This is a genomic window from Geitlerinema sp. PCC 7407, assembly GCF_000317045.1.
Taxonomy (GTDB): Bacteria; Cyanobacteriota; Cyanobacteriia; order PCC-7407; family PCC-7407; genus PCC-7407.
Genome location: NC_019703.1, coordinates 4,319,326 through 4,344,925 on the forward strand (window position 1 = coordinate 4,319,326; position 25,600 = coordinate 4,344,925).

Consider the following 25,600-nt stretch of genomic DNA (forward strand, 5'->3'; position numbering starts at 1 on the left):
CTGAGTGTCACATATCACCCGCCAAAACGCGAGATCGGTTCCACTGGGGCAGGGGTCTCTCGCTAGACTGCTTTCAGAGAGCTCGTCCCACTGCCATGTCCCAATCAAACCCATGGATCGCCGTGAATCTTTCAGTCTGCCTGCCTGGGCTGGGCCACATCTACGCTGCCCAGTATCCCAAGGCCGGGGCGTGGTTCCTGGGGACGCTCGGCTGCGCGCTGCTGGCGCTGCGATGCGTCTTTGCGGCAGAGGGAAATACAGCGGTGGGGCTGTTTTTTGCGGGGGCGGCGGTGGTGGTCTACGCGAGCTGTCTGCTGGACGCGTACTACTGTCTCTCAGAAGGAGCGCCGCCCGCCTTTCCGCGATCGCGCGATCGCTGGTTTGCTGTCTTTTTGTCCCAGGTGCTGCCTGGCCTCGGTCACCTCTATCTCCAGCGGCTGGGGCTGGGTGCGGTGCTGATGGTGGCGATGATTGTTGCCAGTAATATAGCCAGTCAGTCAGCGCTCTGGATCGCAGTGCCGCCGACCATTGCGGCGATCGCCTGCTGTAGCGCCTATCAGGTCAACACGTCGCCCCGCTCTCGCAGCAAAACTCTCATCACAGCGATCGTGATTTTGCTGTTGGTGGTGCGCCTTGGCGTGGCATCTTTGCCCCTGGCCCTGAATGCGCAGCTTGAGCGATTTGTGGTGCCGAGCGGATCCATGCAGCCGACCCTGCAAGTGGGCGATCGCATGTTTGTTCGCAAAAGCGCCGCCTACCGTCCTCAGCTGGGCGATCTCATTGTGTTTCGATCGCCCCGCGCAGCTCGTAGCAGCGCCCCGCAGAGCAGCAGAAACAATCAATCAGAAACCTTCTTTGTCAAACGCGTGATCGGCACACCGGGCCAAACGATCGAGGTGCAGGGAGGGCAAGTCTACCTCAACGGCCAGGCGATCGACGAACCCTACCTCACCGAAGCACCGCGCTATCGTCTCGCCCCCGTGACCCTCGGCCCTGATCAATACTTCGTCCTGGGGGACAACCGCAACAACAGCTACGACTCCCATGTCTGGGGGCCGATGAATCAATCCGTCATTGTCGGCCAAGCTTACAAAATCTATTGGCCCCTCGACCGGAGCCAATCGCTGCTGCCCGAGGACCGCTGACAGTCGCGATCGCAGCTCCCTAGAACCGGAGGCCCACGCCACCCTGAAGGGAGACGGCGCTGCCCCCTTCCCGGAAGCCATTGAAGCCAATGATGGCATTTCCAAAAATCACGGTGTTGCTGTTGGGGACCACATAGTCAATGCCCGGCTGCAGCGCAAAGCTATCGCGATTGCCCACCGGAGTATTGCCGCTGACAAAGGCAACGCCAGCGCCCAGATAGGCCGTGGTTTGCCAGTTCAGGGGCAGATCGTAGGAAACCGTCGGCACGATCGCCGTCCCGTCCCCAATGATGGCCTGGGTTCGCAGAGACACCGGCGCTTCCAGGAGGCGGTAGCGCAGCGCGATCACCCCAGCGATTTCTCGATCTTCCTCCACGCCGTCACCCTCAGTCAAGCCCACCGAAGGGCCAACGCCGACATAGCTACCGTAGGCTGCCTGGGCGTGACTGGGAGCCTGGACACCTAGCACCAACCCCGTAGCGAGGGCCACGCTGCTGACCAGGGCTGCGCTAAAACCGAGTCGCTGATTCTGGGGACGCATCGTTATCAACTCCTCACTGTTTGTGAAATTCAGCCTGCGGGCCGGGTTTGCCCAGTTCACGGCCTAGCTTGCCGCTGCGACGAACGCTCATCGCGGCTTGCTCCGTGCAACTTAACGACAACCACGGCTCTATTCAATCAAATTGACAATTTATTGCCCGTAGATTGTTATCTATTTTGACACTCTCCGGCAGGAAATGAGCGCTTCCTAGCTGATACCTGCTAAGCGGCAGACTGAGGGCTGCGGGTCAGGCGGGCGATCAGTTGCTTGCCCAAGCGCAGACCGGGCTGCTCGATGCTGTGAAAGGTGATTTCAGCCAAAAGATAGGTCACAGCGGTCGTCAAGGAAAAAGCAAAAAGAATCTTGAGGGTACTAAAGAAAGGGTCCGCATTTTGCTGAATCCAAGGCGTGGCTGCTAGCTGCGGTCCCAGGAGACGCAGCACCAAAAAGTGCAGAAGATAGATGCTGTAAGAGACTTTGCCGAGCCGGATCAAGAGGGGATTGACCAGCCAGATCCTGGACTGAAGCGCCAGGGAGAAGGTGAAGGCAAGCCAAGCGAGAGAAAAAAGCAAAAGCACATCACCAAAGCGCCGCATAGCTGCCAGCATTAGCATGGCGGCAATCCAAAGCAGCGATCGCGAAAATTGGCGTTTTTGCCCCGGGCTAATCGGTACACTCAACAGCTTTTGGAATAGGAAAAAGAGGCAGATTCCCAATCCAAAAACAAACAGTTCTCGAGGCAGCCAAAATACATTGAAGTAGTGATCTAGAAGTCGATGATATCTTTCATCTGCTTGGGGCATAGCGATCGCCAGGCCCATTTCGCTCAAAATCAAGCCGCCCATGTAGGCCAAGCAGGTAAAGTTTAGTGCCTTTGAGAGATTGGTGATTTTGCAAAAAAGAAAGGGAATGAGGCAATAAAAACTCATTTCAATCGCAATGGACCAGCCACCATCTACAACGGAGGTAATGGCGTCGGGTTTCCAAGCATTCAGAAACGTGATGGCAAGTCCAATATCATCCCAGCCAATGCCGTCAGGGGCCCAGGTTCTCGGACTCATTCCGCGCCAAAGAAAATTAACGATCAAGACGGCATAAAAGAGTGGCGCGATTCGAAAAAAACGCCGGATCCAAAAGAAAAGAATGGGGCGATCGTCTGTGCGCGATCGCTGCTGATAGGACAGAAACAGCGTGAACGCGCTCAGGAGATAAAAAAGCTGTACCCCCTTGTCGCCAAAGGCTGCAACCAGCCGGACAGGCTCCCAGGTCGGGCCCACATAATCCAGGATGTGGATGGCAATCACTCCTAGACAGGCAAGACCTCGCAGGGCGTCAATGAACGCGTATTTTTGGATGTCTGCTGTTGGGGGAGCCTGGATCGTCGAGAGGAGGGCGTTGGAGGTCATGGGCGATCGCTTGGCACAACAGGAACGAAGATTTTACGGCACGATGAAGCAGACTAGCTCTACAGTTAGGCAGATCTTCGAAACAGACTTTGTGGGCAGAAGCAGCACGGCTGAGGCAGCGGACACCAGAGTAAACTGAAGCTTCGTCTATTTCTCGAGCCCTGGCACCGGAGGAGCCGATTTCGGCGCGCAGCCTTCGCCACAGGAGAAAGTTGCAGGAGGATTTGTGCAAGGTTTCGTCAATCTCAACAAGCCAGCTGGCTGGACATCCCATGACTGCGTGGCCAAGGTCCGCAAGCTGTTGCGCACCAAGCGAGTAGGCCACGGGGGCACCCTGGACCCAGCAGCTACGGGCGTGCTGCCCATTGCGGTGGGCAAAGCCACGCGCCTGCTGCAATATTTGCCGGAGGACAAGGCTTACCGGGCAACAGTACGCTTTGGGGTGACGACAGCAACCGATGACCTAGAGGGCGATGTGCTCTCCCAGCAGGCAGCGCCCGACTTGACGCTTGAGGCGATCGCCCCCCTCCTGACGCAGTTTTTGGGCACCATTAACCAAATTCCGCCCCGCTACAGCGCCATCCAGGTCGACGGCAAGCGACTCTATGACCGCGCGCGGGCGGGCGAAGACTTTGAGGTCCCAGCACGGACGGTCGAGGTCTACGATATTCGGGTTCTGGAGTGGCGATCGCAGGCGTATCCCGAGCTGGATCTGGAGATCGCCTGCGGCCCCGGCACCTATATTCGCTCGATCGCGCGAGACCTGGGCGCCGCCGCAGGCACCGGCGCGGCGCTAGCCCAGCTCCAGCGCACCGCAAGCTGCGGGTTTCGCCTCCAGGACAGCCTGAGCCTGGAGGAGCTGGCAGCGGCCCTAGAGGGCGATCGCCTGCCGCTCACCGAGCCCAACGACGCCTTGCGGCACCTGCCGACGATTCAGCTATCCGAGCCCCTCGTGGCCCTGTGGCTCAACGGTCGTCGCCTGCCCCTAGCAGAGCTGGGAGACCTCGAGCCTGGGATAGCCACCGCTCCGAGCGTGCGCATCCAGGACCCAGCGGGTACGTTCCTGGGCATTGCCGCGATCGCCCTCGACGCTGAGCCAGCGCTGCTTGTGCCCAAGCTGGTTTTTAACTGAGGCTGAAGCAGGCGATCGCCTAGAAATTCATCGCTTCCGGCGGAGCAATGTCTCCGCCCACCGACACACCACCCCGAGAAGACTGGAGTCCCGGCGTACTGATCGGGGCCGGGTCGCTCAGGGACGAAGATTGATCCGAAGGCGTAACCGGATCATTGAGCGGATGGGACGACGTGTCTGGCGCAGACTGCTGAGAAATCCAGAATAGGCCGCCCACTGCGCCCGCCATCAGGGCAGCATACCCCAGGTACAGATGCGCCGAGCCCAGGCCTTCCATGCCACCGCTGCTGGAGTTTTGGCCAGTTGTTTCCGGGTGATACCACGATGGAATAACGGACTTCACTGGGTCAGGAGCTGGCAGGGAAGCCGCCAGAACGCCGCCATCGAGTTTGAGGGCGTTGCCGATGCGGCGGATAAACCCGCGCACATACACGTCCTCCGGCAGCAGGCCCATGTTGCCATCCTCCAGCGCCTTGATCAGATGCATCGGCACCAGCGTTTGATTGTGGAGCTGCGTGACCGAGAGCGAGGCCGCCTCTCGAGCCTGGCGCAGGGTTTGGCCAATTTCCTTGAGGGCTGTTTCTCGGCTGGCTTCTAACAGTTGTTCTTGTTCGACGGCGCTGAGCCGTTTTTTCGGCTTGTTAGCAGGCCGGAAGAAGGGCGTGGGCACATCCTGATCCAAAGCTTCGGCCTGGGTGTCCACCGTGGTGTCTACCTCAGGCGTCAGCGCCGTCGCGGAGATCTGGAGCAGATGGGGCGATGGCGGGGGAGCAGGCGGCGGCACAGGCCGACCGGCTGCCGCAGTGGTGCCGCTGACGGGCGGAGCACTCGTCTGGGCGATCGCCATCGACTGGGTCAGATAGCGACAAGCCAGCCGAATGGCTTCTCGGCCCACGGTTTTGACCAAAACTTGGGCGCTTTCCGCCGCTTCTCCCAGCAAGACTTGCAAACCTGCCAGCGATCGCCCATAGACATCGCTTTGCTGAAACTCCGCCTCGATTTGGCCCACCAGTGACTGCAAATACTCTTGAGAAATCTCAACGGCTGGGCTACTTGCGCTATCCAAGGAATAAATAGGCTTCAAAACCACGATTGCACGGCCTCCACACTACCGACTGAACAGGACTTGCAAAGGAATCGCGGCAGGCGGAAACAGTCCCCAGGCTCCACCTCACCACCAAGCCAGCTTCCGGACTGAAAATTGGCCTACCCCCTCTATTCAGAGCCTTTCCTGCCTCTCCGGACAATCTAGACAACCGCTGGCTTTGGCCCGCCCAGCCTCAGCTACCAAAACCAAGCCGGCCCGCTGGGCAGCAGGCCGGCTTGAATCAACGTGATTGCAGTGCATCGAGACGAGACTATACTCCCAAGAAACCAAGCCACTTAGGCAAGAGCAACTCTGTGGCCCTGCCAGCGAGGCCCTGTCAGTAAGGGCGGCTTTCGGACTCGCAGTCCCGCGCCAGGCATCGCTCTAGAAACTGAACTTGATACAGTGACCAAAAACGTTTGGGACTCATAATCAGAGGACTGGAGTTATCAAAAAGGGGCTGATTGAGATACTTCCAGAGGGGAAAGCGGAGGCTGCTATGTTTGGGATCCATGGGTGGAACGCTTGGAATGAAATGTATCGAGTGCTACAGACAACCAATCCCTCAGCAATTAGACTTTCTGGCCTGTTGTCTGTTCACTCTAATTTGCCAAAATCTTCGAGGGTTGCGTTAGTCAGGATCACGGAACCCTTGACAATTTTTATTGCTGAAATCTATTCGCATCCGGGAACTTTCGAAATTCTTCCCAGCGCGCTTTTCAACTGACAGGCACAATTCGGTCAAAAATCTCGCGTTTGGGCTGGTTTTGGGGCGATCGCGCCCTATGAAACGAACTAAAAACCAGTGTGAAGTTTGGCTTGATTTGAGTCATATAACCTTAACAAAGCGCGGCAAGAGATTCTCTGGTTTGGTAACAAGTCTGTTACCTACTGGAACGACAATTTAGACAGAAACGGCAAGGCACAGAGGGCAATGCTTCTTGACGAGCGGGCTCGTTAGCAGCTCAATCGGGTGAGAAGCGCGGCGATCGCGCGTCATCGGCTTCTTGGACTCGCTAGAGCAGCTTGTTCGAGGATTCAGCTTTATTGAGCCGGATTTCGCAGGAGAGTGACATCTGTTTGAAGAGGCAAAGTGAGTCTCTGCTTCTCTACCCAAAGAGGGAGCAGCCTCAGCCTTGATTTCGCTGCGGTTTGCCCCCTGATTGCGCTCCAGACTTCTGGCGCGATCGCGCTTTGGCAGGCCGGTGAGCAGTTTGAGTAGCCCTTGCAAACGAAAAAGGCATTCCCTCGCTTCAGGAATGCCTTTTTCGCTTTGTATTACTTAGATGCGGACGAAAGGACTTGAACCTTCACGCCTTGCGGCACTAGAACCTAAATCTAGCGCGTCTACCAATTCCGCCACGTCCGCAGGTCATTAGCCAAACCATCATAGCAAAGCTCTCCGGGCGCGACACACCCTTGCTTCAGGAATTGTGGAACATTTTGTAAAGGCTGCGGTCAGAAAAGCTTGAAACTGGACGGAACGCAGCGTTTTGCACACTGATAGAGAAAAGTCGGGCGATCGCCGATTGGCGGGGCCTCGAATCGGCTATGATTGCCGAAAAATCATCTGTCAGGCTGTCTTTCCGTCGCTGCTCTCTTTTTGGGCGATCGCGTTTTGTTTTTAGGCCGATCGGACGGTCCTGCTGCTCCATTCAGGCACTGCTCCGGCGCGACTCAAACCGTTTCTCAGGCGCGATCGCGGCTCATCTCCGCGTATTCTAGAGGCTCTCGCTATGCGCGTTTCCACCGCCGCTCTTTTGACGATGACCGCTGCTGCTGGCTGCTTGGCCACGCCAGCGGAGGCCAGCCCTGCGACGCTCGCGGCTTTGGATACAGCCCCAGCTCAGGCTGTCTCGCCATCACCGATTTCGCCAGCAATTTCGACGGCGATCGCCGAGCCCGAGACCCTAGCCGTGCAAGAATTTGCGGCTCCGACCGTCGTTGCGCAGGTCTACGGCACCTATCAAAGCGCAGCGCCTGAATCTGGGACGTCTCTTTCCCAAAACACCCCGACAACCACAGTCCCCACCACCGCCGAAACTTCTCAAACGCCCGCCAACGCCTTTCCACGGCCAGAACCAGCAGCAGAACCGGCGGCAGCACAAGCGGCCGCAGCGGACGGCACTGATTTGGCCTTGCTGACTGTCAGCGTCGAAGTCGTGGGCGCCGAGGGCGAGCTAGCGTCTTTGGTGCGGGACACGGTGCAGACGCGGCCCGGCGGCGAAACGAGCCAGGAGCAGATCCAGGCGGATATCCAGGCCCTGCGCAACACTGGTCTTTTTCGCTCGGTCGAAGCGTCCAGCCGCGACACCAATGAAGGGCTGATTGTGGTGTTCCAGGTGGACCCGATCACGGTGCAAAGCGTGCGAGTCGAAGGGGCGACGGTCCTCACGGATGCGATCGCCGCTCAGCAGTTTCAGGCCCAAATCGGCCAAACCGTTGATCCGGCCCTGCTGCGGCGCGGGATCCAGGGCGTCGGCCGCTGGTACGCCGACAATGGCTACACCCTGGCTCGCGTCTTGGCAGTCCGGCCCTCCACCAGCGGCGTGGTCACCCTAGAGGTGGCCGAGGGCGTCGTGGGCGAAGTCCGCCTCCGCTTCGTAGATGAGGAGGGCAGCCCCGTAGACGAAAATGGCGATCCGGTGGAAGGTCGGACGGACGAAGAATTTATTCGGCGCGAGATTCAGCTTCAGCCGGGCCAAGTCTTCCGGACGAAGGCTGCCCAAGAGGATCTGCGACGACTCTATGAGCTGGGGCTCTTCTCGGATGCCAATGTCTCCCTCGACGGCAACGCCAGCAACGTCATCGTTACCTACAACGTGTCCGAAACGCCTTCTCGGGCAGTGAATTTCGGCGGTGGCTATGACTCCAACACGGGGGTCTACGGGACCATTACTTATAACGATCGCAACGTGAGCGGCACCGGCCAGCAGCTCAACACCAATGTCTTGATTGGCACCCGCGATTTTCAGTTTGACGGCCGCTTCTCTAGCCCCTACCGAGAAAGCAACCCCGATCGCCCGGGCTACAGCGTCAATGCCTTCCGTCGCCGCACGGTTTCTTCCACGTTCAACGACGAGGTGGATTTGCCCAATGGAGATGATCCCCGCGAGGGTCGCTACGGCGGCGGCGTCAACCTGACTAAGCCCATTGGCGACGGCTGGCGCGGCACCCTGGGCCTCAACTACACCCGCACCAGCATTCGCGATTCGGACGGCGAGCTGGCCCCCTTTGATGAGCTGGGCAACCGCCTGAGCTTTAGCGAGAACGGCATCGACGATCTGACGACGGTCTCTCTCTCGGCCTCCCGTGACGATCGCGACAATCCGCGCAACCCGACCTCTGGCTCAGCGCTGACCCTCAGTACGGAGCAGTCGATCCCCCTGGGTGAGGGCAATATTTTGATGAATCGCGTCCGGGCCGACTACTCATACTATTTGCCGGTGACCTGGCTGGACTCGGGGGACGAAGACGATCGCGAGGTCTTGGCCTTCAACTTGCAGGGGGGAACGACCCTCGGCGATCTGCCGCCCTACCAAGCCTTCAACCTGGGCGGGACAAACTCGGTGCGGGGCTACGGCTCGGGGGATGTGGGCAGCGGCCGCAGCTATATCCTGGGCTCCGCAGAGTATCGCTTCCCGGTGTTTGATCCGGTGGGGGCGGTGGTGTTTCTGGACTTTGCCAGCGACTTGGGCTCGGGAGATACGGTGCCCGGAGAACCGGCGGAGGTGCGCGGCAAGCCGGGAAGTGGCGTTGGCTACGGCTTCGGCGTGCGGGTGAAGTCGCCGGTGGGCCTGATCCGCGCGGACTACGGCTTCAATGACGATGGGGAAGGCCGTCTGCACGTGGGCATTGGCCAGAAGTTCTAGGAGCGGATGGTTTCGCTGATCCCCAAAGAGTCAGCAAGTTTTTGGGAAACGGGGGCTGTCGCCGCTGAAGTTCTGAGGATGCGGGCGATCGCCGCTTTGGCTACTCGATCTACAGGCGCTGTGGAAGTCAGTAGCATTGTATTGTTGTGAAGAACTTTTGCGATGGCGGGCGATCGCGGGCATGACTGCTCGTCCCGGCATCCCGTGTCCTGGGAGAGTGCGCGATGAACTCTTTGGTCGGTCAAACCCTGCAAAACGGCAAGTACACGCTCCAGGAAGAAATCGGGCGTGGTGGCTTTGGCGTGACGTACAAGGCAACCCACCATTATTTGGGTCAGTGGGTGGTGATCAAAACCCTCAATGAAGGGATGCACAACCACCCTGATTTTCAGGCGTCAGAACAAAAGTTTCAGGACGAGGCGCGACGCCTAGCGGCCTGTAGCCATCCCAATATCGTGCGGGTGAGCGACTTCTTTATCGAAGGCGGCCTGCCCTACATGGTGATGGACTATATTCCAGGCCCCACCCTCGACAAGCTGGTTTTTCCCAATAATCCGCTGCCCGAGGCGCTGGCAGTCCACTACAGCCGCCAGATCGGGGCGGCGCTCCAGGCCGTTCACCAAAATGGCTTGCTCCATCGGGATGTGAAGCCGCAAAACGTGATTTTGCGGGAGGGCACTCAGGATGTGGTGCTGATTGACTTTGGCATCGCGCGGGAGTTTTCGCCCAATGTGACCCAGGTGCACACGAGCATGGTGTCGGCGGGCTATGCGCCCATCGAGCAGTATCTGACGAAGGCGAAGTATACGCCTGCCAGTGATGTGTATGGGCTGGCGGCGACGCTGTATGCGCTGGTGACGGCCCAAGTGCCAGTGGCGTCGATCCTGCGCGATCGCCAGCCCCTGGCAATGCCCCGCAGCATCAATCCCCAGCTGAGCCCGGCCCTGGAGCAGGCGATCTTGCGGGGAATGGCGATGGAGGTAGACCAGCGCCCGCCCACGATGGATGCGTGGCTGGCGCTGCTGCCAGCGACCGGCGTGGCAGCGGGCGCGATGAAAGGGGAAACCCGCACTCAGACGGCGGCCACGGTGCCGGTGATGCCGCGCCGGCCAGCGCCGCCGCGATCGCCCGCAGCGACCCGCGCCGCCGCACCGAAGCCTCGCACGGCTGCGCCGCCCCGGCGATCGCCCTCGCCTGCCGCGCCGCGCCGCACGGGCGATCCGGCGTCGTTTCCCATGGCGCTGTTTGGCCTGATTGCCCTGGCGGTGATCATTGGATCGGCGATCGCCGCGTTCCAGATTCAGCGCGATCGCCCCTCAGCACCCTCGCCCTCACCCGCCCCCGAGACTCCCAGCAGCGAGCCCAGCCCGTCGATCGCGCCGCCGATCGATTTGGCGCCGCCCGAGCCCAGCGAGTCTCCAAGCCCTGAGCCCAGCGTACCGCCCGAGCCCTCACCCCCTTCGCCGGAACCCAGCGAGTCTCCTTCACCGAGTCCCGAACCAACCGCCTCCCCCAGTCCAGAGCCCACGGTTTCGCCGTCCCCCGAGCCCGTCGAGGAAAGTCCTGCGCCCGAGCCCAGCCCCGAACCGCCCGTCGAGCCAGTGCCGCCCGAGCCCGAACCAGTGCCCCCTGAGGTAGTCAATCCCGAACCGGTAGAGCCAGCACCTCCTCCCGCTGAGCCCCAGCCGCCGGTCTAGGCTGCTGACGTGGCAGCCTGGCCAAGGGGAATCTGGATCACAAACTCGGTGGTGCTGGGCGGCGTGGTCTGACAGCGAATCACGCCTTGGTGCTGCTGGACCACGATTTGGTAGCTGATGGCCAGCCCCATCCCCACCCCTTGGCCCACCGGTTTGGTGGTGAAGAAGGGATCAAACATGTGGGCCTGGACCTGCTGGGGGGGCAGCGGGCCATTGTTGCCGATGCAGAGGGTGGCGTAGCGATCGCCCCTTGGGCTGTCGCGCAGGGAGGTCGAGATCCAGATTTGCGGCTCCCGGAAATTCGCGTCCTTTTTGCAGCGCTCCTCCAAGGCGTCAATGGCGTTCGTGAGCACATTCAAAAAGACCTGGTTGAGATCTTTGGCGTAGCACTCGACGAGGGGTAGGGCGCTGTAGTCCCGATGGAGGGCGATCGCAGGGCGGCCATTGGCCTGAAAGCGATGCTGCAACATCAGCAGCGTCGTTTCGATACTGTCATTGAGATTAACGGGCTTGAGGTCCGCTTCATCTAGGAGCGAAAACCGACGCAGCGACTGCACAATGTCCTGCACCCGAGTCGCGCCGGAATGCATAGAGGTCATCAAGCGCACGGCGTCTTGCTGCACAAAGGTCGGATCAAAGTCCTGGAGCTTCCGCTGAAGCTGAGGCCCTGGCTGGGGAACTTCGGCCTGATATAGAGTCAGCAGCTCGATCAAGTCTTCAACGTAGCCCCGTAGGTGGGGCAGATTGCCCAAGATAAACGTGATGGGATTGTTGATTTCGTGGGCGATGCCGGCCACCATCTGCCCGAGGCTCGACATTTTCTCGGTTTGGACCAGGCGGGCCTGGGTTTGCTGCAAGTCCTGAAGGGCTTGGTTCAACCGCTGGTTGGCCTGGCTCAGGCGCAAGCCCGCCCGCACCCGCGCCAGCAGCTCCTGAATTTCGACCGGTTTGGCCAAGAAGTCGTCCGCCCCGGCGTCTAAGCCCTGAATGCGATCGTCGAGCTGCTCGCGGGCCGTGAGCAGGATAAAGAACGTCGCCGAGAGCTGAGGCTCGCACTTTAGGGCATGGCACAGAGACAACCCGTCCATTTCCGGCATCACCCAGTCGGAGATCACAAGATCGGGCTGCCACTGCAGAGCGGTGGCAAAACCTTCTTGTCCATCACTCACAACTCGCACGCAGTGCCCATCTTCTTCGAGGGCGCTCTGCAAAATCATTTGAGTGGTGATGTCATCATCGACAACTAAAACTTTGGACATACCGACGGGTTGTTGCTCCTGCTCAGGATGGTAAATGGGTTTGAATCCAAGACTCTAGGGCTGCTAGCTGGGATTCGATGCGCGCCAGAAGCTCAGCCGTGCCTGCACTCTGGCGATCGCGCACGCAGATCTCCAAGTCGCGGGCGATCGCCGCCAGCTCCGTCATTCCGACATTGGCGCTCGAGCCCTTGATCCGGTGGGCGTACTGCGCCACCTGCTCAAAATTGGCCTCGGCGATCGCCTGGCGCAGCAGCGGCAGCTCCTCCAGAGACTTCGCCAAAAAAGCCGTCAGCAGCTTGCGCTCAAACTCCGCTCGTCCCTTGGAGACCGATCGCAACCGCTGGAGATTGATCACCCCAGTCGGCTCCTCTGGATGCGCTGCCTCTGGCAGCTCGGGCGATCGCGCCTCCTCCAGCGGCTCAGAGCGATCCGACAGCGCGATCGCTTTCCGAGAATTGGCTCCATTCTGAGTTTTCACCCCTCTGGACCGATACACCTCCTCCGAGGGACCGATCCACAGATTATTTGCAGCGCGCTGGCGAACGCGAGTCCCCCAGTACTGCAGCAGCCGCGCCAGATCCGCCTGGTCCACCGGCTTACTGATATAGTCATCCATCCCCGCCGCCAGACACTTTTCGCGGTCCGTCGGCATCGCGTGAGCCGTCAGCGCGATCACCACCATCCGGCGCTGATCTCCCTCCCGCTCCCGCAGTAGCCGAGTCGTGGCGTAGCCATCCAAGACCGGCATCTGGCAGTCCATCAAAATCAAATCGCAGGTCTCTTTTTCCAGATACTCCAGCGCCTCCTGGCCGTGGCTCACCACCGCCGGGCTATAGCCAAACTCCTCCAGCTGATGCAAAATCACCTGCTGATTGATCGGGTGGTCCTCCACCAGCAAAATCTTCAGGTCCGATCGCTCCACCGCCACCGGCGACACCACCGGCACCGGCACATCGCAGCGCTGCCCCGCCAAATCATCCGTAATGCGGCGCGCCACCGCCGTCAGCAAACTATCAAACAGCCGCGAGGGCCGCACCGGCTTGATCAAAAAGCTCGAAATGCCCTCCAATAGCAGCTGCTCCGCGCGATCGCGCTGATAGATCGACGTCATCAGCACCACCTTCGTCTCCGCCAGCGCCTCCTCTTGGCGAATCGTCTCCACCAGCAAATCCCCCTCCCCCGCCAGCAGCTGATGATCCACAATCAGCGCATCGTAGGGAGTTCCCGCCTCCACCGCCTGCCGCAGCGTTTGCAGCGCCTCCGCTCCCGTCTCCACCTCCCCGATCTCCATCCCCCAAGCCTGGGTCAGGTAGCGAATCGACTGGCGGACCACCGCGCTTCCATCCGCAATCAGCAGCCGCAAATCCGTCAGGCCCCGGGGCAGACGCGTCACCGGGGGCAGCGTCACCGGTCGACCAAAGGTCGCGCTGAACCAGAACGTCGACCCCTGGCCCAGCTCGCTTTCCACCCCAATTTCTCCCCCCATCAGCTGCACCAGCTGCTGAGAAATCGCCAGCCCCAGACCGGTCCCCTCAAAGGGGCGCGTGAGGGACGCATCCACCTGGGAAAAGGACTGAAACAGTCGCTGCTGACCTTCCGGTGAGATTCCGATCCCCGTATCCGTCACGCTAAAGCGCAGAACCGCCTGCTGGGGCCAGGTAGCCTCCAGATTCACCCGCAAGACCACATCCCCTTGGGAGGTGAACTTGATCGCGTTGCTCATCAAGTTGAGCAGGACCTGGCGCAATCGGCCCGGATCGCCCTGGATCTGGCGAGGCACCGCCTGGTCCACCAAAATGGCGATTTCCAGGCGCTTCTCGGCGGCCTGAGTCGACAGCAAATTAACCACCATTTCCAGGCAGTCATCGAGATCAAAATCCAGCTTGTCCAGCTGCATTTCCCCAGCTTCGAGCTTGGAGAAATCCAGGATGTCATTGATGATGGCCAGCAGATGCTCGGCGCTGGTGCAGATCGCCTGCACAAAGTCCTGCTGCTTGGGGGTGAGGTCCGTTTTGCGCAAAAGGCCGGCCATGCCCAGCACGCCATTCATGGGGGTGCGAATCTCGTGGCTCATGTTGGCCAAGAACTGAGACTTGAGGCGGGCGTGCTCGAAGGCAGCTTCGCGCGCCTTTACCAGTTCATCGATGCAGTCGACCGCCAGGATAATGCCGCCGATAGCGCCCTCTGGTCCTTCCCACGGATGAATGGCCCAGCGCGTGTAGTGCTTCGAGCCATCGGGATAAATCATCGTGTCTTCGCTACTGCGAATGATTTCGCCCGCGAGGGCGCGCTGATGAATGGCAAGCCAAGCGTCGGGATGATGGGGAAACAGGTCGTAGTGGCTGCGGCCAATCAGGTCAGTTTCTTCTAGGCCATAGTCTGTGAGCCACTTTTGGCTGTAGGCGATGTAGCGCATGTCGGTGTCGAACATGGCCATGGCCACTGGGGCGCTGGAGATGATGGCGCGCAGCTGCTGGCGTTCTCGCTGGAGGGCGATTTCGGCGAGTTTGCGCTGGGTGATGTCGTGCATGACGCCGACGGCACCGATTTTGCGGCCTTCACTGTCGCACAAGGGGTCGCCGTTGGCGAGGATGTAGCGCAGGGGCTGGTTAGCGGCGGCGATGACCATTTCGGCACCACGAACAGACTCACCCTGGAAGGCACGCACGAGGGGAATGTTTTCGGTGGGGAGAGGGGTGATACCGTCAGAGCAGCGCAAGTCGTAGTAGTCAGACCAACGCTCGGCGGGGATGTCGCGGGGGTCGGTGCCGTGCCACTCACGGGCAACGCGGTTGAAGAGGGAGAGCTGACCTGTGGCGTCGCAGGCAACGAGGGCTTCGGAGAAGCTTTCGACCATGGCGCGCCGAAATTCTTGCTCGTGATGAAGGGCGTCTTCGGTAGCTCGGCGCTGAGTGATGTCGCGGGCGGCGGCGTAGATGCGCTGTTCGCTGGGAACGGCGACGAGGTTCCAGGCGAGCCAGCGATAGGAGCCGTCGCGGTGACGGCAGCGGTTTTCGAGGGTGCTGCTGCGATCGCCCGCAAGCAGACCCTCGATGGACTGGAGGGTGCGATCGAGGTCTTCTGGATGGATCAGGTCGGGCCAGGAGAGGGCACACAGCTCGCTGAGGCGATAGCCCAGGGTTTCTTGGGCGGCGGGGTTGGCCAGGATGAAGGCGCCCTCGAAGGTGGCGATCGCCATGAGATCTTGGGAAAGTTCAAAGATGCGATTTTTGGCGTCGAGGTCGCGATCGAGATGGCGCATGAGGACGGCGACCATCGCGGAGACCAGGACGCCAATCACGGCGATCGCCCCGACAATGGCCCAGGCCGCCTGACGCTGGTAAGCCAAATCCTGCTGCCGAGTCGCCAGGAGGCGAGTTTCCTGGGCCATAAAGGCGTCGATGGCTTGCCGAGCCCGATCCATCGCGTTTTTGCTTTCTTTGAGCGATCGCTCTAGGCGCTGAAACTCCACCACGCTGCCCAGCTCAGCGTCAATGCTTTGTAGGGTGTCCAGATTGACTGCCAGCTCCTTGAGAACCACCGCCGTCTCGGCTTCAATGGTGGCCAGATTGCGCATCTGCTGAGGATTGTTCGTCACCATTCCCTGCAGCTGGGCCAGCAAACGCGGAATTTCGAGTTTTGCGCGCTCGTAGGGCTCCAGGAACTCTGCCTGCCGAGTCAGGTCATAGCCTCGTACGCTCGTTTCAGCATCCAGCAGGGACGCAAGCAGTTGATTGGTCTCGACCCGAATCATCTGGGTGTGATCGACCCAGTGCTCGATGTCTGCGGCTCGCAAATGCAGCCAGCCAAAGGTCGTTAAGGCGGTGACCAAAGAGGCGATCGGAACCGCAGCCAAAACGATTCCCCGATGACGACGCAGAACCGTGGCAATAAAAGTGGGGACAAGCTGTTTTCGCTTCATTCGGGGTAAGGAGGAGGAGCGCACGGTGGAGGGGGTGCCGGGAGAAAAGTCGGTGGACTTTATACCAAATTGATCCCCGTGAGGCCTTTAGACGGTCGACGTGGGATAAAAGGTTTATAAAACTTTTAAAAACTAAAATTCGCGTTGTGGCGATCGCTGAGCGCCACGCTCCCAAACCCCAAACCCCATTCAGGCCCAAGCGCTGGCCTCAGTATTCGCACGGATCGCCGTTTGCCAGGGAGGCACTAGCCTAGCGTTCGACAGAGCCGGTTCAATTCAGCAATTGCGTGTGCAAACTTGTACTGGGAGTAAGGGGCAATCGCAGAGGAATCAGCACCCTTTAATCGTTTCCCAAGCATTCAATTAGGCGATGTATTCAAAAAAACTTAAAACTTATCCTTACAAAATATTATGCTGCACTTTCTAACGAAAAGACGATCGGGAGTAGATTTCCGAGAAAATACGGTCCTGTAGCGCTTTGGGACTTTTTTTGCAAACATTTTGGGCGGTTTAGGCGCACCTCACAAAAACACTAGAAATTGCAAAATTCGCCACTAAATGCTCATTTAATCGGCCAAAATGCCCCATGATCAAATTCGTCCTTGGGCGCGGGATAGGTGGGCAGCCCTGACTAGGAGATGTGGTTTCTCGGAGGTCTTATAGAGTCATGTTGTCAGTTTACGAGGCAGAAACGAGAATTCAGGCGCAAATTCAGCCATTTAGCGCAGAAAACGACCAGGAACGGGTGCCCCTCCTGCAAGCTGCGGGCCGCGTACTAGCCATGCCGGTCCAAAGCGGGCTGGACTTTCCCCACTGGGACAACGCCTCAATGGACGGCTACGCCGTTCGCCACGAGGACTTGGCGACGGTGCCGGTGACGCTGACGATCGGGGAGGAGATCCCGGCGGGGTACCAGCCTCAGCAAGTCGTGGCGGCGGGGCAGGCGGCCCGGATCCTGACGGGCTCGATGATGCCAGCGGGGGCTGACACGGTGGTGATGCAGGAGAACACGGAGCGATCGGGCGATCGCGTGACGATTTTGCGGGCTCCTGAGCCCCAGGCCAATGTGCGCCACCGGGGAGCCTTTGCGCGGGCAGGAGCGCCCCTGCTGGCGGCGGGCCTCGTGCTCAACGGCCCCGAAATCGCGGTGCTGGCGGCGGCCCAGTGCGTCCAGGTGCCGGTGTTTCGGCGGCCTCGGGTGGCGATCCTGTCGACGGGCAGCGAGCTGGTGTCGCCCGAGCAGCCCCTGGCGCCGGGCCAGATCGTGGACTCCAATCAGTACGCCTTGGCGGCGCTGGTGGCCCAGTCGGGGGGCGAAGCCCTGCCCCTAGGCATCGTGCCGGATCAGCCGGAGGCGCTGCGGGCGGCGATGGCAGGAGCGATCGCCCAAGCAGACGTGGTGATCTCCTCGGGGGGCGTCTCCGTCGGAGACTACGACTACATTGACGGCCTGCTGGCGGAGCTGGGCGGGACGATCCATGTGCAGTCGGTGGCGATCAAGCCCGGTAAGCCGCTGACGGTGGCGACTTTTGGGCGATCGGGCCAGCGACCGGTGCTGTACTTTGGCCTACCCGGCAATCCGGTGTCGTCACTGATGAGCTTCTGGCGCTTTGTGCAGCCCGCGATTCGCCGCCTCGGGGGCCAAGCCCGGGGCTGGGAGCCCGTCTTTGTCACGGGGCGATCGCGCCAAGACCTGCGCGGGGGCGGCCAGCGCGAAACCTACCTATGGGGACGGCTGACCCTGGTGGGCGGGGCCTACGAGTTCGAGCTGGCGGGCGGCGGCCACAGCTCGGGCAACTTGATCAACCTGGCCGCGACCAATGCCCTGGCCGTGGTGCCCGTCGGCCAAACGTTGGTGCCCGCCGGTGAGCCCACCCGGATTTTGCAGGTGGGGGCCGTGTTCCCAGGCTAGGGTCAAAGGCCCAGGACTGCCGCCATGACTGCTTCTGGGCGCTGCCCCTGCTATTCCTCCAGCGCGCTGAGGGCGAACTGGCCATCGCGCCACGCCCGGGCCAGATTGCCGCGCATCAGGGCCGCCACGGCGCTGAGCCCGTGGATTTCTGGTGATTCCGGTGCCAGGGTCAGGGCCTGATCGATCGCTGGGCGGGCAGCCTTGGCCCGGAAATCGTAGAGATTGACCACCGCCAGATAGGCGTGGGCGTTGGGGTTGGTCGGGTCGAGGGCGACGACGCGCTCTAGGGCGGCGATCGCCTGGGGCACGTGGCGCTGCTGAGCCTCGGCGAGGGCGACCCCGTAGGCAAAAGCCGTGTTGTTTGGCTCCTGCTGTAGCCGCGCCTCCAGCGCCGTGGCGAGCTGGGCCGCGTAGTCCTGGATCGGGTCGTACTGGCTAATGCGCCCGATTTCTTCAAAGATGCTGTCGAGGGCTGCTCGTCCTTGGGGCAAGCCCTGGGCCAGCGTCCGGAACTGGGTCACCAAATCGACCTCCGGCGCGGGGTTGGAGGCCGCATTGGGGCGGATCACCAGCGATGCTGGCGGCACCTGGATCGGATAGCGATCGCCCGTCTGGCGATCGAGGTACTCGGCGACCAAGCGGTAAGTCCCCGGCGCGCTCTCCGGGGGCGGCAGCATGGCCAGCCGCTCGGTCACCTGAAAGGCGCTCTGCTGCTCCTCCGGCGGTACCCGGCCATCGTGGAGCGCTCCGAGGGCGATCGCGTGGTCATGGAGCCAGCGCTGCTCGGGGCGCGAACCGGCCTCTTGGCGCTGCCAGGTCAGCAGCACCATGCCGTGGTGAAGATGATGCCAGGGGCCTTGCCAGGTGTAGGTCACCGGCACCGGCGCGCCTGGTGGGGCTTGGGCTGGCACCTGAATCTGCGTCAGGGTGACACGCTCCGGCGTCTGGGCCAGGGTCCGCTGGGCCGCAACAAAGGTCGGGCTCGTTTCTGGGGCGGCCTTGCCAACGGTCAGGGGCTGCACCTGAACCGCAGGCTGGCGGCGGTGGTGCAGGGTCAGCGTGCTGCCGTCTGGCAGAGGCCAGTTCCGGAGCGCCCATAGGTCCGGGCTTTGGCGAACGCCCTCGGCCATCAGCGCCTGAGACTGCGGCACAGAGCCCTGGTCCCCGGTTTTAGTCACAAACCAATCCAGCGATCGCAAATCCTGGGCCACGGTTTTTTCTCGGGTGCCCACCTGGCGGCCGTAGACCTGGAAGTCCCGGAGCGCCCCAAAGTAGTTGAGATTGTGCTGGTTGATGCCCGGGGTGGACGGCAGCACCGCCAGGGTCGAGCGCAGGTAGGGCTCCGTGTCGGTCACCGTTTGGATCACCGCCGGGTGGGGCCAGCGAATGCGGCCATCCGCGAAGTGCTGGGCCTTGGGACTCAGAAAATTCGTCAAGCCCGTTCCCCAAACCCCGCCCACAGGAAACACATTCAGGACCAGCAGCAGCAGGCCCAGGGCCGCCGTCCAGTGGGAGAGCGATCGCCAGCGCACCGGCAGCAGGGTCAAGCCATAGGCCAAAAGCACGCTCAGCACCGGCAGCATCGCCAAGGTGTAGCGCCCGTCTTTATTGACGTTGAGGGAGCACAAGATATAGGCGCCCAGCAAAAAGCGCAGCAGCCAGGCTACCCGGGGCCACTCCTGGGCCAGGGGCGCGGGCAGATGCCACTTGCCCTTCGAAAGGGTGATATTTCCGGCGCGGATCTGGCGAGCGATCGCCCATCCGCCAAAGACCAGCAGCCCCACCAGGGGCACCAGCAGCAGCGGCCAGGACACCTGGTAGGGCAAAATTCGCCCGTAGTAAGTCCAGGCATCGAGACTCAGCAGCGAAGGGTCTCCTTCGGCGATCGCCGAATCCACCGTGGCCCGCTTGCCGGAGGTGAGAACCAGCAGCCAGTTGGTGCGGTACCAAGGCCCCGCCACCGCGATCGCGGCGATCGCCCCCACCAGTCCCTGAGATCGCCGACGCCACCGCTGGGAAGGCCCTTCTCGGGTTCCCAGGGGGCTGGCCAGGGGCACTAGCAAAAAAAAGATCGCCGTCTGCTTCACCAGCAGCGCCAGTCCCAGAGCCGCCCCCCAGGCCACCGCCCAGGGCCAGCCGTGCCAGCGCTGACTCGATCGCCCCAGGGTCAGGAGCGTGAAGCACAGCGTGACTGTCACCACCAAGGGATAGTCCGTCAAAAAATTCAGCCGCACCTGGTACAGCCCCGGCATCAGCAAACTGATCACCGCTGCCCACCGCCCCACCACCGGCGAAAACAAGTGAGCCCCCAAGGTATACACCGAGGCCAGCAGCACCGCGCTCAAAAAGAGGTTGAGCAGGGTCGCCGACTCCAGACCCGTCCCAAACAGGTTCAGAAACGGCACCGTAGCCAAGTAGGTCAGGGGCGGCACCTTGGAGGTGAGCTGCCACAGCGAGGCCCACCAGCTCCCATCAAACCATTGGGGCGTTTGCAGGGCGTGCCAGTAGTTGAGGGCGCCGGTCAGGTAGTCGGCGGGGTCCCAGGTGGGCACATCGCGATCGACCACAAACCACAGGCGATCGAGCACCGCGCTGAGCGCCCAAACCACCGCCAAAAACAACACATCGGGCGATCGCCAGAGCAACGTTCGACTCACGAGAGACCTCAGGGAGATAGTGTCTGCGCAACTGCCCCCCATCTTGCCATGGCACTTTGGGAAAATGCCCAGCCCGTGCGGAATTCACCCGCCCAGCATCGCGCGAGTCCCTCCGGCTAATCGACGCCTTCGAGGGGCGCGAAGCCCTGACGCTGGATATTCTCGGTGATGGCCCGCGGTTCGAGGAATTGCAGCAGATAGTCGGGTCCCCCGGCCTTGGAGCCGACGCCCGAGAGCTTGAAGCCGCCGAAGGGCTGGCGGGCCACGATCGCCCCGGTGATGCCCCGATTGATATAGAGGTTGCCCACCTGAAAGTCTCGCTGAGCCTGGGCAATGTGGGAGGGCGTGCGCGAATAGAGGCCGCCGGTGAGGGCATAGCGCGTGCCGTTGGCGATCGCCAGGGCCTCCCCAAAGGTCTTGGCCCGGATTACCGCCAGCACCGGCCCGAAGATTTCGTCCTGGGCCAGGGAGCTGTCGGGATCAACGTCGGTAAAGATGGCCGGCCCGACAAAAAAGCCGCCCTCCGGTGCCGCCATGGCCAGCGCCAGGGTGGCTTGTTCTTTCCCTTGCTCAATCAAGCTTTGGATGCGCTGTTGGGCCGCCCCATCAATGACCGGGCCGACTTTGGTGCTGGGGTCTTCGGCTGGCCCCACCTTCAGCGATCGCGTCGCCTCGATCAGCCGCTGCACCACGCTGTCGTACACCGCCTCCAGCACGATCACCCGGGAGCAGGCCGAGCACTTTTGGCCGCTGTAGCCAAAGGCCGACTGCACCACCCCCTGGACGGCCTGGTCGAGGTCGGCGCTTTCGTCGATGATGATGGCGTTTTTGCCGCCCATTTCGGCCACGACCCGCTTCAGGTGCTGCTGGCCGGGCTGGAGCTTGGCCGCCTCGGCGTAGATGTGGCAGCCCACCTCCTGGGAGCCGGTGAAGGTGATCATGTGGACGTCGGGGTGCTGCACGAGGTGAGCGCCCACGGTGGAGCCCCGACCCGGCACGAACTGAAACACCCCCTTGGGGATGCCCGCTTCGATGAGGATCTGGGCGATCTGGCCAGCGATCGCCGAGGAGGTTTCGGCGGGCTTGAGCAGGGCGCAGTTGCCGGTCACCAGGGCCGCCACGGTCATGCCCAGGGGAATCGCCAGGGGAAAGTTCCAGGGGGAGATGACCACCACCAGACCCCGGGGCTGATAGTGGTAGCGGTTGGTTTCCCCCGGCAGATCGTAGGCGCTGCCCGCGGCGAGGCGCTCCATTTCGTCGGCGTAGTAGCGACAAAAGTCGATCGCCTCAGACACTTCGCCATCGGCTTCCCGCAGGGGTTTGCCCACCTCCAGGACCATCCAGGCATTCAGATCGGCCCGCCGCTGGGCCAGGAGATCGGCGGCCCGCCGCAAAATGGCGGCGCGCTGGGTCGCAGGCGTCGCCCGCCAGCCCGGAAAGGCTGCCTTGGCCGCTGCGATCGCCTCTTCGGCCTGGGCCACGCTGATCAGGCCCACGCGGCCCACCACCTCGGCGCTGCGGGACGGGTTCACCCGCTCAAAGAAGGCCTCGGTGTCGCGATATTCGCCGTTGATCCAGGGGCGATGGGTGTGGCCGAGCTGCTGGCGCACCCGCTGGAGAGCCGCTTGGGCTCCTTGGCGGGGAGCGATCGCCGCGTAGTCCGTGTCGGCAGCATTGGCAAAGAGGCCCGGACGGTGGCGGGGGGCGATCGCCCCAGTTTCCGGGACCTGGGGCGGGGCCAGCAGCTCATCCACGGGCCGATCTTCCAGACTCTGGCGCAAAAAGGACGAATTCGCCGTATTTTCCAGCAGGCGGCGGATCAGGTAGGCCATACCGGGCAGCAGGTCGCCGTAGGGGCAGTAAACCCGCACCCGATAGCCCCGCTGGGCGATCGCCTTGGCCAGCTTGTCCCCCATGCCGTAGAGCACCTGACACTCCAGGCGGCGCTTCGGGATTTGTAGCGTTTCGGCGATCGCCAGCGCCTTGGCCTGGGATCGCACATTGTGGCTGCCGATGGCCGCGTAGAGGACGTCGTGGTTCTCCAGCAGCCGCTGGGTCAGCCGCTCAAAGTTGGCGTCCGTCTCAGCTTTGTGGGCGTACACCGGCAGCGGCCAGTCGCGCTGGGCCGCCTTGATGGTTTCCTGGTCCCAGTAGGCCCCCTTCACCAGCCGCACCGTCACCGGATAGCCCCGCTCCTTGGCCCACTCGATCAGCCCCTGCAAGTCGGCTTCGCTGTCGCGCAGGTAGGCCTGGAGGGTCAGGCCCACGTCTGTGCGCTGGCGAAACTCCGGCTCTAGCAGCAGATTTTTGAGAATTCTCAGCGTCGCATCTTTGTAAACGAACTGCTCCATGTCGAAGTGCACCGCAGCTCCCACGCTCTGGGCCTGACGCAGCAGCTCTCGCAGGCGATCGCCCACCCGCGCCTCGCTGCCCGCTGCATCCAGCGGATCAAACTGCGAGTCAAAGGCCGTCAGCTTCACCGACACCTGGACCGTCGGCAGGCGATCGCCCTCCGCGTGGTCAAGGGCCGCCACCGGCGACCAGTGCTGAGCCGCCGCCGTCAGAGCCGTCATCAGCTCGATGTAGCGCCGAAAGTAGCCCTGGGCCTCAGCTTCAGTGATCACCGCCTCCCCCAGCAGATCGATCGTGAAGGCCATGGACTCCTTGCGCAGCCGCTCCACCGTCTTGATCACCTGGGGCAGCGTCGCCCCCGCGATGTACTTGTGGGCCAGGGCCTCCACCGCCGCCGACACCGTCGACGCGGCCACCTGACCCGGCATCGAGTCCGCCTGGGCAAAGTTCATCAGCCCCTTGAGGGCGCTGGGCAGCTCCACCGCCTCCGCCGTCAGGTACTCCTGCAAGTGGCGCGCGATTTCCGGCTTGCTGCCCAGGGCGGGCAGACAGTCAATGAAGCGAAAGAGCTGCACCCGCAGGCCCGGATTGCCCATCGCCCAGGCCAGTAGCTTGTCATCCCAGCGCATCTGGTCCCGCATCTGGGCCAAAAACGACCGATGTTCGCGGGTTGCGCTGAGCAGTTCCCGGGCGATCGCCTGAGTCTTGGCTTCGTAGGTCGGATCGGAAACTTGAACCACCACGGTGTGAACACTCCTTGGGAAGGAAGGACAGGAGAGGGCAAAGTTTGAAGCGGGCTCTCTCCAGATGCCTCTACCTTAAGCTGCCAAAATCCTCTCTAGCGGCAAGGGATTGTCCGCAAACCTTGACTTCGGCCCTGCTGCTGTCCACCCCCAACCCACAAAAAAAAGGAGCCTCGGGGCTCCTGGCAAATCTTTAGAAGGCGGGGCAATGCCGCGTCTAGGTCAGCGACAGCAGCGCAGCCTCCACCGTTTGGCGATAGCTCTGCCAAGCCGCGAAGGCCTCAGGAGTCGAGGGCACGCCCCGCCGCAGCAGGATCACGCCATCCTCCAGGCCCACCACGCCGTACTGCTGGCTGGACAGCATTTGGTCGATCCCGGCCAGGCTGGACTGCAGCACCCGCCGATCGTGCTTGAAGGCGGGAATGTACTGCTGGAGCTGCCACAGATCCGCGATGCCGTACTCCATTTCCTCGATCTCGCCGGCATCGTTGCGCAACTGGAGGGCCGGAAAGCGGAGAATCTTGCGGCGACCCGACAGGTGGGGCACCAAAAAGGTCGAGGCCGATACGCTGGCATCCTCAGGGATCTGGGCCAGCAGCGCCCGCGGGGCCGGAGCGTGGCGCCACTGCTCGCTCAGGGGGACGTAGACCCAGGGCCGGATCGAGTCTGGAATCGCAAAAGACAGGGTCCGGTTGGGGTTGGCGAGCAGACAGATCGTCAGGGACAGGGCGATGCAGACCGCCCAAAATCGCTGGAATTTGGGGGTCAGGGCGTCGCTATGGCGAGACCACCAAAACACGCTGCCGACAAAGAGGCCCGGCACCACGGTCATGGCGTAGCGAATGTTGATGGACAGGACGCTGTCGCCCTGGGCCAAGAACAGCTTCAGCAGCGGAAATCCAGCGATCAGCCACGCTTCGGGGGCGATCGCCGGGACGAAGGCCAAGGGCAGCCACTGGCCCAGCAGGTACAGCAGCGTTTCCCCCAGCGGGGAGAAGATTTCACCGATCAGGCGCAGGGGATTGCTGACGATGCCCCAGATGATTTCGAGGCTGGAGGCCTCTTCCCCACTGGCGTACTGACCAAAGCGCTCCATCATGAAGCGCCGCGAAATATCCTCCGAAAACAGCGGCATGATCACGTTGGTGAGCACCACCATGTAGCCGAAGCTCCAGACGCACAGCCCCAGCCCAATGCGGGGATAGCGCCGGCTCAGAGCCAGATAGAAGCCGATGCTAAAGAGGGTGACGCCGGAGTCTTCGCGCACGAGGGGCAGCAGCAGGGCCATGGCCCCAAAGAGCCACCACCAGCGCCGCTCCAGGGCCAAAAAGAGCGTAAAGACCATCAGCGGAATTTGGAAAATGTCGTGGAAGTTTCCCAGGGTCGGGCCGACCACGGCATTGGCCCCATAGAAGGCCAGGGTGAGCCAAGCGGCGATCTGGGGTTCCACGTGGTGCCGCGCAAAGAGATAAAGCACCAGGCCCGCGGCGGTGATGAGCGTGACTTGCAGGACCGTGAGGGTCACGGGCGAGGGGAACAGGGCGTACAGCGGTAGCCACAGCAGCAGTGCTGGGGTGAAGTGCTGTCCCAAGCGGTGATAGAACACTTCCGGCACTTGGCCGTCGTGGACGACTTGGGTGGAGAGGGACGACGAGAGGGAGCTCTGGAAAAAACGTCCCTGGGTGCCGTTCCAAAAGACTTGGTTGAAGATGCCCTGGTCGAAGGACGCGTAGAAGTTGTAGTAGCGATGCAGCGTGAGGGTGAGAGCGATCGCAAAAAAGGCGATCGCCCCCAGCACCACGAGCCGCAGCCATGGATTCTTCTGCAAGCTTGCTAGCATCTTGGTGGATTCCCAGCAAAATAAAAAAGACATTG

General features: G+C 61.7%; 15 protein-coding genes and 1 tRNA gene. 5 read left to right on the top strand and 11 right to left on the bottom strand.

What is annotated here, in order from left to right; genetic code table 11:
- Positions 1-95 precede the first annotated feature (95 nt).
- Complete coding sequence (lepB, locus tag GEI7407_RS17685) at positions 96-1,145, top strand: signal peptidase I (RefSeq protein WP_041268519.1); 1,050 nt, start codon at positions 96-98, stop codon at positions 1,143-1,145.
- Between the two features lie 19 nt (positions 1,146-1,164).
- Here lepB and GEI7407_RS17690 read toward each other — a convergent pair whose 3' ends face one another.
- On the bottom strand, positions 1,165-1,686 hold the full coding sequence (locus GEI7407_RS17690; protein ID WP_015173581.1) for a hypothetical protein: 522 nt from the start codon (positions 1,684-1,686) through the stop codon (positions 1,165-1,167).
- Positions 1,687-1,907: 221 nt separating this feature from the next.
- A complete protein-coding gene (locus GEI7407_RS17695) occupies positions 1,908-3,092 on the bottom strand; it encodes an acyltransferase (RefSeq protein WP_015173582.1) in 1,185 nt (394 codons plus the stop codon).
- A gap of 226 nt (positions 3,093-3,318) precedes the next feature.
- On the opposite strand from GEI7407_RS17695, the gene truB reads away from it, so the two are divergent.
- Positions 3,319-4,224 (top strand): tRNA pseudouridine(55) synthase TruB, encoded by a 906-nt coding sequence (gene truB, locus GEI7407_RS17700; RefSeq protein ID WP_015173583.1) that lies wholly within the window; start codon positions 3,319-3,321, stop codon positions 4,222-4,224.
- A 19-nt stretch (positions 4,225-4,243) separates the two neighbouring features.
- On the opposite strand, the gene GEI7407_RS17705 is transcribed toward truB, so the two are convergent.
- The 3 genes from GEI7407_RS17705 to GEI7407_RS21190 all read right to left on the bottom strand — a co-directional run bounded on the left by GEI7407_RS17705 (position 4,244) and on the right by GEI7407_RS21190 (position 6,966).
- Positions 4,244-5,314, bottom strand: coding sequence for a RodZ family helix-turn-helix domain-containing protein (locus GEI7407_RS17705; protein WP_015173584.1), 1,071 nt, complete (start codon positions 5,312-5,314; stop codon positions 4,244-4,246).
- Positions 5,315-6,598: 1,284 nt separating this feature from the next.
- Positions 6,599-6,680: transfer RNA gene (locus tag GEI7407_RS17710), tRNA-Leu, on the bottom strand.
- Positions 6,681-6,735: 55 nt separating this feature from the next.
- The gene (locus tag GEI7407_RS21190; RefSeq protein ID WP_150109818.1) at positions 6,736-6,966 is read right to left on the bottom strand and encodes a hypothetical protein; all 231 of its coding nucleotides are present in this window, start codon (positions 6,964-6,966) and stop codon (positions 6,736-6,738) included.
- Between the two features lie 81 nt (positions 6,967-7,047).
- On the opposite strand from GEI7407_RS21190, the gene GEI7407_RS17715 reads away from it, so the two are divergent.
- Positions 7,048-9,183 (top strand): BamA/TamA family outer membrane protein, encoded by a 2,136-nt coding sequence (locus GEI7407_RS17715; RefSeq protein ID WP_015173586.1) that lies wholly within the window; start codon positions 7,048-7,050, stop codon positions 9,181-9,183.
- On the opposite strand, the gene GEI7407_RS21480 is transcribed toward GEI7407_RS17715, so the two are convergent.
- The gene (locus tag GEI7407_RS21480) at positions 9,180-9,320 is read right to left on the bottom strand and encodes a hypothetical protein (protein ID WP_190274153.1); all 141 of its coding nucleotides are present in this window, start codon (positions 9,318-9,320) and stop codon (positions 9,180-9,182) included. The genes GEI7407_RS17715 and GEI7407_RS21480 overlap by 4 nt on opposite strands.
- Positions 9,321-9,407: 87 nt before the next feature.
- Here GEI7407_RS21480 and GEI7407_RS17720 point away from each other — a divergent pair, with 87 nt between their 5' ends.
- Positions 9,408-10,880: a serine/threonine-protein kinase gene (locus GEI7407_RS17720; RefSeq protein WP_015173587.1), complete on the top strand. Its 1,473-nt coding sequence runs from the start codon at positions 9,408-9,410 to the stop codon at positions 10,878-10,880.
- Here the strand turns inward: GEI7407_RS17720 and GEI7407_RS17725 are convergent.
- A complete protein-coding gene (locus GEI7407_RS17725; protein WP_015173588.1) occupies positions 10,877-12,139 on the bottom strand; it encodes a response regulator in 1,263 nt (420 codons plus the stop codon). The two genes, GEI7407_RS17720 and GEI7407_RS17725, sit on opposite strands and share 4 nt — an antisense overlap.
- A 22-nt stretch (positions 12,140-12,161) precedes the next feature.
- On the bottom strand, positions 12,162-16,061 hold the full coding sequence (locus GEI7407_RS17730; protein WP_015173589.1) for a response regulator: 3,900 nt from the start codon (positions 16,059-16,061) through the stop codon (positions 12,162-12,164).
- Between the two features lie 667 nt (positions 16,062-16,728).
- On the opposite strand from GEI7407_RS17730, the gene glp reads away from it, so the two are divergent.
- Positions 16,729-17,973 (top strand): gephyrin-like molybdotransferase Glp, encoded by a 1,245-nt coding sequence (gene glp, locus GEI7407_RS17735; protein ID WP_015173590.1) that lies wholly within the window; start codon positions 16,729-16,731, stop codon positions 17,971-17,973.
- A 50-nt stretch (positions 17,974-18,023) separates the two neighbouring features.
- Here the strand turns inward: glp and GEI7407_RS17740 are convergent, their stop codons facing one another.
- From GEI7407_RS17740 to GEI7407_RS17750, 3 genes are all read right to left on the bottom strand, one after another.
- On the bottom strand, positions 18,024-20,630 hold the full coding sequence (locus tag GEI7407_RS17740) for a glycosyltransferase family 39 protein (protein WP_015173591.1): 2,607 nt from the start codon (positions 20,628-20,630) through the stop codon (positions 18,024-18,026).
- Between the two features lie 116 nt (positions 20,631-20,746).
- Positions 20,747-23,725, bottom strand: coding sequence for an L-glutamate gamma-semialdehyde dehydrogenase (gene pruA, locus GEI7407_RS17745; RefSeq protein ID WP_015173592.1), 2,979 nt, complete (start codon positions 23,723-23,725; stop codon positions 20,747-20,749).
- A 217-nt stretch (positions 23,726-23,942) separates the two neighbouring features.
- Entirely contained in the window at positions 23,943-25,565 is a 1,623-nt protein-coding gene (locus tag GEI7407_RS17750) for a DUF2079 domain-containing protein (RefSeq protein ID WP_015173593.1), read from the bottom strand.
- Positions 25,566-25,600 lie beyond the last annotated feature (35 nt).